This window comes from Pseudomonas sp. LRP2-20, from assembly GCF_024349685.1.
GTDB lineage: Bacteria > Pseudomonadota > Gammaproteobacteria > Pseudomonadales > Pseudomonadaceae > Aquipseudomonas.
The window spans coordinates 3135644-3148222 of record NZ_AP025944.1; the positions used below are offsets into that span (position 1 = coordinate 3135644).

General features: G+C 64.6%; 12 protein-coding genes. 2 read left to right on the forward strand and 10 right to left on the reverse strand.

Annotated elements, in window-relative coordinates:
• Window positions 1–3: 3 nt before the first annotated feature.
• The 10 genes from OCX61_RS13935 to benA form a co-directional block, all read right to left on the reverse strand.
• Complete coding sequence (locus OCX61_RS13935; RefSeq protein ID WP_261940012.1) at window positions 4–1254, reverse strand: OprD family porin; 1251 nt, start codon at window positions 1252–1254, stop codon at window positions 4–6.
• 54 nt (window positions 1255–1308) lie between these two features.
• Window positions 1309–2508 (reverse strand): benzoate/H(+) symporter BenE family transporter, encoded by a 1200-nt coding sequence (locus OCX61_RS13940; RefSeq protein WP_261940013.1) that lies wholly within the window; start codon window positions 2506–2508, stop codon window positions 1309–1311.
• Window positions 2509–2667: 159 nt separating this feature from the next.
• A complete protein-coding gene (catA, locus tag OCX61_RS13945; RefSeq protein ID WP_261940014.1) occupies window positions 2668–3582 on the reverse strand; it encodes a catechol 1,2-dioxygenase in 915 nt (304 codons plus the stop codon).
• Between the two features lie 39 nt (window positions 3583–3621).
• Complete coding sequence (gene catC / locus OCX61_RS13950; RefSeq protein ID WP_003256111.1) at window positions 3622–3912, reverse strand: muconolactone Delta-isomerase; 291 nt, start codon at window positions 3910–3912, stop codon at window positions 3622–3624.
• A gap of 195 nt (window positions 3913–4107) precedes the next feature.
• A complete protein-coding gene (locus OCX61_RS13955; RefSeq protein WP_261940015.1) occupies window positions 4108–5229 on the reverse strand; it encodes a muconate cycloisomerase family protein in 1122 nt (373 codons plus the stop codon).
• A 30-nt stretch (window positions 5230–5259) separates the two neighbouring features.
• Window positions 5260–6582 (reverse strand): MFS transporter, encoded by a 1323-nt coding sequence (locus OCX61_RS13960; RefSeq protein WP_261940016.1) that lies wholly within the window; start codon window positions 6580–6582, stop codon window positions 5260–5262.
• 66 nt (window positions 6583–6648) lie between these two features.
• Complete coding sequence (locus OCX61_RS13965) at window positions 6649–7410, reverse strand: 1,6-dihydroxycyclohexa-2,4-diene-1-carboxylate dehydrogenase (RefSeq protein WP_261940017.1); 762 nt, start codon at window positions 7408–7410, stop codon at window positions 6649–6651.
• 186 nt (window positions 7411–7596) lie between these two features.
• Window positions 7597–8610, reverse strand: coding sequence for a benzoate 1,2-dioxygenase electron transfer component BenC (benC, locus tag OCX61_RS13970; RefSeq protein WP_261940018.1), 1014 nt, complete (start codon window positions 8608–8610; stop codon window positions 7597–7599).
• Window positions 8611–8680: 70 nt separating this feature from the next.
• Window positions 8681–9166, reverse strand: coding sequence for a benzoate 1,2-dioxygenase small subunit (gene benB / locus OCX61_RS13975; protein WP_261940019.1), 486 nt, complete (start codon window positions 9164–9166; stop codon window positions 8681–8683).
• Complete coding sequence (gene benA, locus OCX61_RS13980; protein WP_085678369.1) at window positions 9163–10521, reverse strand: benzoate 1,2-dioxygenase large subunit; 1359 nt, start codon at window positions 10519–10521, stop codon at window positions 9163–9165. Before benA ends, benB begins: the two co-directional genes overlap by 4 nt.
• A 632-nt stretch (window positions 10522–11153) precedes the next feature.
• Between benA and OCX61_RS13985 the strand changes: the two genes are divergently transcribed.
• Both OCX61_RS13985 and OCX61_RS13990 read left to right on the forward strand, forming a co-directional pair.
• Window positions 11154–12215, forward strand: a complete 1062-nt coding sequence (locus tag OCX61_RS13985; RefSeq protein ID WP_261940020.1) for a 3-deoxy-7-phosphoheptulonate synthase — start codon at window positions 11154–11156, stop codon at window positions 12213–12215.
• 82 nt (window positions 12216–12297) lie between these two features.
• On the forward strand, window positions 12298–12579 hold the full coding sequence (locus OCX61_RS13990) for a peptidylprolyl isomerase (RefSeq protein WP_261940021.1): 282 nt from the start codon (window positions 12298–12300) through the stop codon (window positions 12577–12579).

Consider the following 12579-nt stretch of genomic DNA (forward strand, 5'->3'; position numbering starts at 1 on the left):
GCCTCAGAACAGCTGCCAGGTGTACACCAGGGTCAGCCGATTCTCATCGATGTCACTGCGGTAGTTCGACCGCGCCATCGCATTGCGGACCCTGATGCCCAGTCCCTTGAGCATCCCGCTCTGTACGGCATAGCCGATGTCCAGATCGCGCTCGCGGTCCTTGCCTTCGTATCCCCGGCCCGTGTCGACATTGTTGCCGGTGATGTAGCGCACCGTGGTGGTCAATCCAGGGATCCCCATCGCGGCAAAGTTGTAGTCGTAACGCACCTGGTACGAGCGCTCGTCGGTGTAGGCGAACTCATAGGTCGGCACTTCGTTGCCCAGCGGCGAGACATTGGCGAACACCCGGGGAAACGGGCTGTCGCCGTAGATACCCTGGTAGCCAACGTGGAAACTGTGGCCGCCATGCCGGGCGGTGAACATCGAGAAGAACGCCTGGTTGTCGATCTTGCCCAGCAACGCATCGCCATCCTCATGTGCAGTGAAGTAGCCAAGGTTGGCGCTCAGCACCCAATCCCCCAACGGCTTGCTGTGCTTCAGGCCGAGGAAACCTTGGTGGTAGATATCCTCAAGCTGCCCGTACCAGAGGCTGACGCTGCTCTGGTTGGCATTGAACGCATAGTCACCGCCCGCGTAGTTGAAGGCATCGCTTTCGGCCTGGCGCTGGGGCACATGGCCGAGCATGGCGTTCATCTTGCCGTCGCCGCCCTCGTTGCGCAGGTGCGTGCTGGTCAGGTGCCCGGCCTGCACGGTCAGCCCGTCGATTTCCGCCGAGCTGATGCTGGTGCCCTGGTAGGTCGGCGGCAACAGGCGGATATCGCTGAAGGTCAGCACTGGCAGGTTCGGCTGCAGTTCGCCCACGCGCAGCTCGGTCTTCGACAGCCTGGCCTTGAGAGCGGGCGCGATGCGGCTGTACTCGTCGGCTGCGCGGCCATCGCCGTGCACTGGCAGCAGGCCGGTGTTGACCCGGTCGGGGCTGCTGTCGAGCTTGATGCCGAGCAGGCCCAGGGCATCGACGCCAAAGCCGACCGGGCCCGGCGTGTAGCCGGATTTGAAGTCGAGGATGAAGCCTTGGGCCCACTCCTCGGCCTTGGACTGCCGGTTGGCCCCGACGATGTCGGAGAAATCACGGCTGAAGTAGTAATTGCGGGCGCTGAGGCTGGCTTTGGCATCCGCGAAGAAGCCACCTTCGGCGGCGAGCAAGGTGGGGCTGAGCAAGGTCAGCCCGATGGCGACACAAGGGGTGTGGTTCATTCCGAAGCTCTCTTGATCTTGTTGTTATGGATAAAGCGCGGGGAACACGGATATTCAGGGGTTGCGGCGCAGCACCTGCTGGGGTTGCGGGCGGCGCAGGCGCAGCAGTGCATGGGCCAGCAGGCCGAACAGCAGCCCCCAGAACGCCGCCGACAGGCCAAGGAAGGACACCCCCGAAGCGGTGACCATGAAAGTGAACAGCCCGGCATCACGTTCGCTGGGTTCGGCCAGGCTGCGCGCCAGGGCCTCACTGATGGCGCCGTACAAGGCAAGGCCGGCCAGTGCCGCGATCAATGCCGCCGGGAACGCGGCAAACAGCGACATCAAGGTGGCCCCGGCAATGCCCAGCAGCAGGTACAACGCGCTGCCAGCGACGGCCGCGACATAGCGCCGGCGCGGGTTCTCATGGGCTTCATGGCCGGTGCACAGGCTGGCGGTGACGGCCGCGAGGTTCAGCCCATGGCAACCGAACGGCGCAAGCAGCGAACCGGCCAGCGCACTGGCGCTGATCAGCGGGCTGGCCGGGGTGTCGTAACCGGCGTTGCGCAGCACTGCCATACCCGGCATGAACTGCCCGGTCAGCGCCACCAGCACCATCGGCAATGCCAGGCTGAAGGTTGCCGCCAGGCTGAACTGCGGGGTGATCCACTGTGGCGAAGCCAGCTCCAGCACCAGCGCCTCGCTGCGCAAGGCACCGCTGGCCAGGGTCACCACCGCGCCTGCGCACAGTACCGCGGCCACGGCGTAGCGTGGTTGCAGCCTGCGCATCAGCACGTAGGTGGTGAACATGGCCAAGACCAGCACGGGCTGCGCCGGGAGTGCCCGGAAAACCTCGGTACCGAAGCTGAACAGAATGCCAGCCTGCATGCCGGCGGCGATGGAGCCTGGCAAACGCGCGATGATACGGTCAAAGGCCCCGCTGATGCCGATCAGCAGCAGGACCAGGTTGGCGACCAGATACGCACCCACGGCCTGCTCCAGGCCGAGTTGGGGCAACGCGGTGACCAGCAATGCCGACCCAGGTATCGACCAGGCGATGACCACCGGTACCCGGTAATGCAGGCTGAGCAAGGCGCCGAGCACGGCACTGCCCATGGAAACAGCCCAGACCCAGGACGACAGCATGCCGTGGGACAGGCCGGCAGCTTCGGCGGCGTGGAAGATGATCACCAGCGGGCCGGCGTAGGAGATCAGGGTCGCGATGCAGCCGGCGACCAGGGCTGACAGGGAGCAGTCCTTGATCAGGGTTTTCATGTGATTTCTCGCAAGGCATCGGCCGGCCTTGGTGGCTGGCTCTTGTTCTGTGTTGCCTTCTTCGCGGGTAAACCCGCTCCCACAGGATCACCACAGGTCCGAAATTGACGCGAGCCCTGTGGGAGCGGGCTTGCCCCGCGAAGAAACCAGCGCGGTGTATCAGGCCTCCTGCAGTGCTCGCGGCCGCCCGCTGCGCTGCTCATCGGCATTGGCCTTGGCCTTCTGCAACTGGAAGTCGAACTTCAACTCGGCATGGCGGCCATCAGCCCCTTCATGGAACACCACTTCACCCACCAGCCCGTCACGGGTGGCATAGGCAAAGTCATCCCACAGGTACTTGTCCCCCGCCAGGTTGATCTGCGTGGTCAGGTGGCGGTGCCCCGGTGCCGAGATGAAGAAGTGCACGTGGGCCGGGCGCTGACCATGGCGGCCGAGCAGGTCCAGGCATTCCTGGGTCGGGCCCTGGGGATCGCAGCCATAGCCTGACGGCACGATGGATCGCGCGCGGTAGCGGCCGTCGGCATCGGTGACGATGCGTCGGCGCAGGTTGTACTCGGACTGGCTTTGATCGAAGAACGAGTAAGTGCCACGCGTGTTGGCATGCCACAGGTCAACGATGGCGCCGGCCAGCGGCTGCCCCTGTGGGTCGAGCACCTGGCCCTCGAGGAACATGACGGTAGCCACGCCGTCCTCGCTGCCGTCGTCCATGCGCACTTCACCGTGGGCGAGCGGCGCGCCCGCCACGTACAGCGGGCCTTCGATGGTGCGCGGGGTGCCGCCGGTCAAACCGACTTCGGCATCCTTGGCATCCTGCAGCAGGTCGAGGAAATGCTCGATGCCCAGGCCCGCCACCAGCAGCCCGGCTTCACCGCGCCCGCCGAGACGGTTCAGGTAGTCAACGGCATGCCAGAATTCGTCTTCGCTGACCTCCAGGTCTTCGATCAGGCGCGCGGTGTCTTGCAGCACACGCTGGATGATGCGCTTCAGGCGCGGGCTGCCTTGGTCATTGCCAAAGCCGGCGGCTTCTTCGAAGAACTTCTGGATATCGGCAGTATGGGAAATCTTCACGGTCATGATGGTTACCTCATCTTGTTCTTGTGCAAAAGGCTGGGGTCAGCGGTCATCGCTGTGGATCGACGACGGGTGGCGGCACAGGCCGTCGACCTCGATGTCCATGTACGGGAACAGCGGCAGCTGCATCAGCGTGTCGTGCAGCGCCTCGACGCTGGGCACGTCGAACACGCTGTAGTTGGCGTAGTGCCCGGCAATGCGCCACAGGTGGCGCCAGGTGCCCTCGCGCTGCAGGCGCTGGGCCAGTTCCTTCTCGTCGGCCTTCAGTTGCGCGGCCTTGGCCGGGTCCATGTCGACCGGCAGTTTCACGGTCATCTTCACGTGGAACAGCATGCTGCTTTCTCCTGTCTTGCAAATGTCCAAAGGCTTGCGCGCCCCTCTGTAGGAGCGGCTTCAGCCGCGAACACGGGCGAAGCCCGTGCCATCCCTGTGGGAGCGGGCTTGCCCGCGAACACGGGCGCAGCCCGTGCCATCTACCGAGTTGCCTATTTCGCGGGCAAGCCCGCTCCCACAGGGGGGGTGTGTTTTTCAGCGGCGGGCAAAGCGCGTCAGGCGTTGTTCGTCAAGGGTCAGGCCCAGGCCCGGGGTGCGTGGCACGTGCAGCTGGAAGTCGCGGTACTGCGGCGGCTCGTTGACGATCTCTTCGGTCAGCAGCAGCGGCCCGAACAGTTCGGTGCCCCAGGTCAGCTGGCGCAGGGTGAGGAAGGCATGGGCCGAGGCCAGGGTGCCGATCGAGCCTTCGAGCATGGTCCCGCCGTACAGGGCGATGCCCGCCGCTTCGGCGATCTGCGCGGTGCGCAGCACGGCGCGCGGGCCGCCGTTCTTGGCGATCTTCAGGGCGAAGATGCTGGCAGCACCCTCGGCGGCCAGGCTGAAGGCGTCCTCGACGCTCTCGATGGATTCGTCGGCCATGATCGGCGCCGGGCTGCGTTGGTTCAGGCGCACCTGGCCGCCGCGGTTGATGCGCAAGATCGGCTGTTCGATCAGGTCGATGCCGTTGTCGCCGAGCACCTGGCAGGCGCGGATGGCTTGCGATTCGTCCCAGTACTGGTTGACGTCCACACGCACGCTGGCACGCTCGCCCAGCTCGCGCTTGATCGCCACCACGTGTTTCAGGTCCTGCTCCAGCGGGTTGGCGCCGATCTTAAGCTTGAATACCCGGTGCCTGCGGATGTCCAGCATGTGTTCGGCTTCGCCGATGTCGCGGGCGGTGTCGCCGCTGGCCAGGGTCCAGGCCACTTCCAGGCTGTCACGCACACGCCCGCCGAGCAGTTCGCTGACCGGCAGGCCGAGGCGCTTGCCTTGGGCGTCGAGCAAGGCGCTTTCGATGCCGGACTTGGCGAAGGTGTTGCCCTTGGCCAGCTTGTCGAGCTTGAGCATGGCGGCGTTGATGTTGTCCGCTGGCAGGCCGATCAGCGCGGGTGCCAGGTACGCGTCGATGTTGGCCTTGATGCCCTCGGGGCTTTCGTAGCCGTAGGCCAGGCCGCCGATGGTGGTGGCCTCGCCGATGCCTTCGACGCCGTCGCTGCAGCGCAGACGCAGCACCACCAGGGTTTGCTGCTGCATGGTGTGCATCGCCAGCTTGTGCGGGCGGATGGTCGGCAGGTCGACAATGATTGCGTCCAGCCGTTCGATGGTCGGGCTTGTCATGCAAAAGCTCCAGTTCAGTCAGTAGAGGTGTCAGGCCGTCGCCACTTGCGCCTGGCGCCGGCCGCTGGCCAGGTGCACGGCCATGGCCAGCGCGGCGATCGCGCCGGGGATGGCGAAGGCGATGAAATTGAGTTGCAGCGGCAGGTTGATGCCCATCAGCGCACCGCCGAGCAGCGGGCCGACGATGGCGCCGTTACGGCCTATTCCTGAGGCCCAGCCAAGGCCGGTGGAACGCACCGACAGCCCGTAGAGCTGGGCAGCACCGGCATACAGCAGGATCTGCGTACCGATGGTGGTGGCCCCGGCGATGAAGATCAGCAGGTAGAGAATGGGCATCGGGCTGTTGACGCCGAGCAGGCTGATCGACAGCGCCGCCGCGATGAAGAAGGCCACCTTGACCTTGACCAGGTTGTAGCGATCACCCAGCCAGCCGCCGAGAATTGCCCCGGCCATGCCGCCGAAGTTCAACGCCAGCAGGAACGACAGGCTCGACCCCAGGCTGTAGCCCGCGTTGGCCATCAGCTTTGGCAGCCATGAACTCAGGGCGTAGACCATCAGCAGGCAGCAGAAGAACGCCAGCCACAGGGCCAGGGTGCGGATCGCCAAGCCATTGCGGAACAATTCCAGCACCGAGGTGCCGCCACCTTTGCGATCGGTTGCCTGCAGCAGGTCGTCCGCTTGCACATCGCAGCCTGGGTCCAGGCGCTTGAGCAACTTGCGGGCATCACCGGTCCGTCCCTGTCGCACCAGAAAGCCAATGGACTCTGGCAGGTAGTAAAGGATGACCGGCAACAGCAGCAGCGGTACCGCCGCGGCAAAGAACATCGATTCCCAGCCAAAACGCGGCAGCATGAAGATACCGACACCTGCCGAGAGCATGCCGCCCAGGGAATAGCCGCTGAACATGATCGCCACCAGCGTGCTGCGCAGGCGTTTGGGTGCGTATTCGTTCATCAGCGCCACGGCATTGGGCATCAGGCCGCCGCAGCCGAGACCGGCGATGAAGCGGTAGATGCCGAACTCACCGGGGCTGCTGGCAAAGCCGCTGAGGATGGTCGCCCCGGAGAACAAGGCGAAACAGATGGCGATCCCTTTCTTGCGCCCGATGCGGTCGGCCAGGCTGCCGAACGCCAGGGCGCCGAACATCATGCCGAACAGCGCGTAGCTGCCCAGTGCGCCGGCCTGCAACGGGGTCAGGCCCCACTCTTTCATGATCACCGGCAGCACCACGCCGTAGATGAACAGGTCGTAGCCGTCGAATATCAACAGCAGGCCGCACAGGGCCATGATCAGCCAGTGAAAGGACGTGAAGCGGGCGTTGTCGATGATCGGGTGTACGTCAAGGGTTCGCATGGCATCTGTCTCTCTTGTTGTTGTTTTGGAGGAACGCTTTGCCTGGGGGCTTTGCATGGGGAGGGTTCAGCCGAGATCACCGCCCCCCACCGGCAAGGTCACGCCGGTGATATAGGAGGCCTCGTCGGACGCCAGGAAGAGGATGGCGCCGACCTGCTCGTCGATGCTGCCGTAGCGGTGCATCAGGCTGCTCTGCAGGGTCTGGTCGACGATCTGCTGGTACCAGGCCTTGTCCTGCTCGCTCTGCTCGCTGTTGTTGCGCGGTACCCGGCGCGGTGGCGCCTCGGTGCCGCCGGGGGCGGTGGCGTTGACGCGGATGCCGCGGCCAGCGGTTTCGAAGGCCAGGCACGCGGTGAGTGCGTTGACCCCGCCCTTGGCCGCGCCGTAGGGCACGCGGTTGACGCCACGGGTGGCGATCGACGAGACGTTGACGATGGCGCCACTGCCGCGTTCGAGCATGTACGGCAGCGCGGCATGGCAGCACCACAGGGTCGGGAACAGCGAGCGGCGCACTTCGGCCTCGATCTGCTCCACTTCATAGTGCTCGAAGGGCTTGGCCCAGATGGTGCCGCCGACGTTGTTGACCAGGATGTCGAGGCGGCCGTAGGTTTCCACCGCCGTGGCCATGACCCGGGCGCAATCGGCATGCAGTTCGAGGTCGGCGGTGAGGGTCAGCATGCCCTCCCCGGCCAGCTCGTGGACCAGCTCGGAACGGTCCACCGCCACCACCTGCGCGCCTTCGGCCTTGAGCCGCCAACACACACCGCGGCCAATGCCTTGGGCGGCGCCGGTGACCAGGGCAACCTTGCCTTGGAATCTGTTGTTCATAATCGATCTCCGCTTCTGCGCTTGGCCTTGTGGGAGCGGGTTTACCCGCGAATGCGGCCGACCGGACATCACGGCCGAACCTGCTGACCTCTTCGCGGGTAAACCCGCTGCCACAGGGTGGGCATATGGCTTCGGAATAAAAGGAGGCCACCGTCACCCGCACGATGCCGGCAGCCCCGAGGAAACTCAGGCCGCAGCCGCCGCGAACTTCTCGTAGTAGAAGTTCGCCGGGGTGATGCCCTGCTCGCGGATGTACTGGCTCACCGCCTCGACCATCGGTGGCGGGCCGCACAGGTACACATCGACATCGCCGTCATTGAGGTGCTGCGGCGCGATGTGCTGGGTCACGTAGCCCTTCTGCGGGTACTGGCTGTCGGGGTTGGCCACGCAGGCGCTGAAGGTGAAGTTGGGGATGCGCGCGGCCAGTGCCTGCAGGCGGTCCAGCTCGACCAGGTCGAAATCGTTGGTGACCCCGTAGATCAGGTGCAGTGGGTGTTCGCTGCCCTGCTCGGCGATCTTCTCCAGCATCGCCGTGAACGGCGCCAGCCCGGTACCCCCGGCCAGCAGCAACAGCGGGCGCTGGATCGGCCGCAGGTAGAAACTGCCCAGCGGGCCGGCCAGGCTCATGCTGTCGCCGGCCTTGGCCAGGCTGGTGAGGAAGCTGCTCATCAGGCCGCCCGGCACATTGCGGATCAGGAAGCTGACCTCGCCGTCCTTCTGCAGCGAGCTGAAGGAATAGGCGCGGCTCTGGTCGCTGCCTGGCACCTTGAGGTTGACGTATTGCCCCGGCAGGAACGCCAGGCGGCTCAATGCCTCGCCCTTGATCGACAAGGCGATGGTGCTGGCCGACAGCTGGCGCACATCGCTGATGGCCGCTTCGAAACTGGCCTGTTCGGTCTTGCACAGCTGCGACGAAGCCGGTATGCGCACCACGCAATCGCTTTCGGCGCGCATCTGGCAGGTCAGCACGTAGCCCTCGGCGATTTCGTCTGCGCTCAGGGCGTCTTCGATGAAGTTGTCGCCCAGGTCGTAACGCCCGGATTCGGCCTTGCACTTGCAGGTGCCGCAGGCGCCGTCACGGCAGTCCAGCGGGATGTTGATGCCCTGGCGGTAGGCGGCGTCGGCCACGGTCTCATGGCCGCTGGCCTCGATGAAGCGGGTGACCCCGTCTTCGAAATTAAGTGCGATCTGGAAGCTCATGTTGCACCTCGCGGGCGAGCCTGGCCGTGGCGCGCCAGTTGGCACACCGAGTGGCTCGCGTTACCTCGTATCAGATGTGGTAGATGTCGATGACCTGACGCACGTAGTCGTTCTTCAGCACCACCTTCTTGGCCTTGATCAGCGGCTGCTCGCCGCGCAGGTCGAGGGTGTAGAAGCTGGTACCGAAGTAGCTGTCGGTGGTCTTGTAGCGAAAGCTCAGGGTGTGCCAGTTGAAGCGCACCTGGCAGCTGCCTTCGCCCTGCTCGACAATCTCGATGTTGCTGATGTTGTGCGAGGTGCGGGTGTCCGGCACGGTCGCACTGGAGCGCTCGGTCTTGATGCGGAACACGCGGTCTTCGAGGCCGCCACGGTTGCCATACCAGATCAGCGAGATTTCGCTCTGTGGGTCTTCGGTCAGGGTGTCGTCATCGTCCCAGGACGGCATCCAGAAGGTTGCGTCGCTGGCGTACAGTTCCAGCCACTGGTCCCACTGGGCATCGTCCAGGTAGCGCGCCTCGCGGTACAGGAAGTCGCGCACGGTGTCATGCAGGCTCATTGCACGGCCTCCACGGGGATCAGTTGCTGTTCCTGTTCGAGGGCTTTGATCATGGTGTCCTGCCAGTACTTGTGCTGCAGCACGAACAAGCCTTCGTCCTCGGTGCGCACGCCCGACAGCAGCGGCTTGAGTTCGATTTCCTTGGCGGCCTCATCGGCGCCTTCGACCCAGTGCTGCGCGCCACGGGACATGTCGTTCCAGCCGGTGCCGCCGCCGTAGCCGGTCTGGCACGAACGGAACTCTTCCAGGTCATCCGGGGTGGCCATGCCACTGACGTTGAAGAAGTCTTCGTACTGGCGGATGCGCTTGGCCCGGGCATCGGCACTCTCGCCCTTCGGCGCGATGCAGTAGATGGTGATTTCGGTCTTGTTCACCGAAATCGGCCGGGCGATGCGGATCTGCGAGCTGAACTGGTCCATCAGGTAGACGTTGGGGTACAGGCACAGGTTGCGCGAGTTCTCGATCATCCAGTCGGCGCGGGCCTGGCCGAAGTCGGCGGCCAGCTGGTCGCGGCGCTCGAAGGCTGGGCGGTCTTCGGGGTTGGCCCAACGGGTCCACAGCAGCAGGTGGCCGTGGTCGAAGGAATAGAAGCCACCCCCCTGCTTGGCCCAGGCGCCGGCGCTCATGGTCTTGATCTCGTCACCCGCTTCGCGCTGCTTGCGCTGGTTCTGGGTGGCGGCGTAGTTCCAGTGCACGGAGCTGACGTGGTAGCCGTCGGCGCCGTTCTCGGCGGTGAGTTTCCAGTTGCCCTCGTAGATGTACGAGCTGGCACCGCGCAGTACCTCCAGGCCTTCGGGGGACTGGTCGACGATCATGTCGATGATCTTCGCCGACTCGCCGAGGTGCTCGACCAGCGGCTTGACGTCGGCATTCAGGCTGCCGAACAGGAAGCCACGGTACGACTCGAAACGGGCGACCTTGGTCAGGTCGTGGGAGCCGTCGCAGTTGAAGCTGTCGGGGTAGCCGGCATTGCTCGGGTCTTTGACCTTGAGCAGCTTGCCGCTGTTGTTGAAGGTCCAACCGTGGAACGGGCAGGTGTAGCTGGCGCGGTTGCCGCGCTTATGCCGGCACAGCATGGCGCCGCGGTGACTGCAGGCATTGAGGAAGGCATTGAGCTCCCCGTCCTTGTTGCGCGCGATGAAGATCGGCTGGCGCCCCATGGTCAGGGTGAGGAAGTCGTTCTTTTCGGGGATCTGGCTTTCGTGGGCCAGGTAGATCCAGTTGCCCTCGAAGATGTGCTTCATCTCCAGGTCGAACAGGCGCGGGTCAGTGAACATCTCGCGTTTGCAGCGATAGACGCCGGTTTCACGGTCGTCCTCAAGCATGGCATTGAGGTAGTCGAATCCCAGGGACATGGCCAGGGTCTCCATTGTTATTGTTCAGACCGGGTCAGGTTAGGGGTTGCCCTGGGGCGGCAATATCCATCGCGTGCAGAGTGCTATCCGTTTTGTGCAAATATCGGCGCGATAGCATTTATCCATTGAACAGCGCGCATCGCTTGAAGTAAGCTCGGGCTCATTCACTGGAGAGCAACATGCCGAACAACACCCGCAACCACGCCAACCACACCGGTCGCACCCTGCGCCCTGTGCTGGCCGTTGCCGGCTGCAAGGCTGCTGCCAGCTATTACTTTGGGTATTGGTTTAGCCACTAGGCGCCGATACCCCCACGGCGCCCACCTTCGAGGGGCCGCCGAACATGAGAATACTCAAACCCCCGGTCGGCTCCCCGACCGGGGGTTTTGCTTTTCAGGCCATTGCACTTTTACCGATTCATATTGAGGACAGATTCATGAACTACGCCACTTATTACTCCGCAAACACCTATGCCTGGCGATTTAGCCAATCCCGTTCGGGCCAGCCTGCCGCCTCCGATCGGTCCCTCTCCGGTGGCAATGCTGCAGACAATCAATCAACGAATAGTCGAACACCTCGATAGGGCCGACCGCGCGGGCCAGAACCCGCCGTCCGCCCAGGGAACATACGCCATGCAAGCCTCGAACCTCGCTCTGCCCCTGACCCAACCGCACGCTGCCAACACCACCGTCAGCCAGCGCCTGCCCAGCCCGCACCTGCTCAAGCAGCAGATGCCGCTGTCCAGCGAACTCGCCCACCAGGTCCATAGCCACCGCCAGGCCATCCGCGCCATCCTCGAAGGCCGCGATGAGCGCCTGCTGGTAGTCGTTGGCCCCTGCTCGATCCACGACCCCCGCTCGGCCCTGGAATACGCCGACCGCCTGGCCGCCCTAAGCCGTGACGTCGATGACAAGCTGCTGCTGGTGATGCGCGCCTACGTGGAAAAACCCCGCACCACGGTGGGCTGGAAAGGCCTGGCCTACGACCCGCACCTGGACGGCAGCGACGACATGCATGCCGGCATCGCCCTGTCCCGTGGCTTGATGCTGAGCATGATCGAACGCGGCCTGCCGATCGCCACCGAGTTGCTGCAACCGATGGCCGCCGGCTACTTCGACGACCTGCTGGGCTGGGCGGCGATTGGCGCCCGCACCACCGAATCGCAGGTTCACCGGGAAATGGTCAGCGGCCTGGAACTGCCGGTGGGCTTCAAGAATGGCACCGACGGCGGCGTCGGCATCGCCTGTGACGCCATGCGCAGCGCTGCGGCGCCACACCGCCACTTCGGCATGGATGCGCAGGGCTACCCGGCAATCATCGAAACCCTGGGCAACCCGGACACCCACCTGGTGCTGCGCGGCGGCCACAAGGGCCCGAACTACGATGCCAACAGCATCGCCCAGGCCCGTCAGGGCTTGGCCAAGGCCGGCTTGCAGGCCCGCATCATGGTCGACTGCAGCCATGCCAACAGCGGCAAGGACCCTGCCCGCCAGCCAGCGGTATTCGAGGACGTGCTGGCCCAACGCCTGGCCGGTGACCGCTCGATTGTCGGGGTCATGCTCGAAGGCCACCTGTTCGACGGTTGCCAGGCCCTGGGCAAGGGCGCGCTGAAATACGGCGTGTCGATCACCGATGGCTGCCTGGGCTGGAGCGCGACCGAAGCCCTGCTGCGCGAGGCCGCTGCACGTATGTGAAGTGCCTACAGCAAGCCTGGCGAGACATGACCCGATCAAGTGCGCTAGGCTTGCCGTTTTCACCCCCCAAGGAGTAGTACCCATGGCACGCGCCACCGCCCGTCACATCCTCGTTGCCAGCGAAGAGAAGTGCAACGAACTCAAAGCCCAGATCGAAGCCGGTGCCGACTTCGCTGAAATCGCCAAGGCCAACTCCACCTGCCCGTCCAGCCGCCAGGGCGGTGACCTGGGCTCGTTCGGCCCAGGCCAGATGGTCAAGGAATTCGACACCGTGGTGTTCAGCGCCCCGGTCAACACCGTACAGGGCCCGGTGAAGACCCAGTTCGGCTACCACCTGCTGGAAGTGACCAGCCGCCAGGACTAA

What these genes read in the sequence shown, in the direction of transcription:
- OCX61_RS13960 (WP_261940016.1), bottom strand. Translation starts at nt 6,582, where the DNA reads ATGCGAACCCTTGACGTACACCCGATCATCGACAACGCCCGCTTCACG.
- catA (WP_261940014.1), bottom strand. Translation starts at nt 3,582, where the DNA reads ATGACCGTGAAGATTTCCCATACTGCCGATATCCAGAAGTTCTTCGAA.
- benC (WP_261940018.1), bottom strand. Translation starts at nt 8,610, where the DNA reads ATGAGCTTCCAGATCGCACTTAATTTCGAAGACGGGGTCACCCGCTTC.
- OCX61_RS13990 (WP_261940021.1), top strand. Translation starts at nt 12,298, where the DNA reads ATGGCACGCGCCACCGCCCGTCACATCCTCGTTGCCAGCGAAGAGAAG.
- OCX61_RS13940 (WP_261940013.1), bottom strand. Translation starts at nt 2,508, where the DNA reads ATGAAAACCCTGATCAAGGACTGCTCCCTGTCAGCCCTGGTCGCCGGC.
- benA (WP_085678369.1), bottom strand. Translation starts at nt 10,521, where the DNA reads ATGTCCCTGGGATTCGACTACCTCAATGCCATGCTTGAGGACGACCGT.
- catC (WP_003256111.1), bottom strand. Translation starts at nt 3,912, where the DNA reads ATGCTGTTCCACGTGAAGATGACCGTGAAACTGCCGGTCGACATGGAC.
- benB (WP_261940019.1), bottom strand. Translation starts at nt 9,166, where the DNA reads ATGAGCCTGCATGACACCGTGCGCGACTTCCTGTACCGCGAGGCGCGC.
- OCX61_RS13955 (WP_261940015.1), bottom strand. Translation starts at nt 5,229, where the DNA reads ATGACAAGCCCGACCATCGAACGGCTGGACGCAATCATTGTCGACCTG.
- OCX61_RS13935 (WP_261940012.1), bottom strand. Translation starts at nt 1,254, where the DNA reads ATGAACCACACCCCTTGTGTCGCCATCGGGCTGACCTTGCTCAGCCCC.
- OCX61_RS13965 (WP_261940017.1), bottom strand. Translation starts at nt 7,410, where the DNA reads ATGAACAACAGATTCCAAGGCAAGGTTGCCCTGGTCACCGGCGCCGCC.
- OCX61_RS13985 (WP_261940020.1), top strand. Translation starts at nt 11,154, where the DNA reads ATGCAAGCCTCGAACCTCGCTCTGCCCCTGACCCAACCGCACGCTGCC.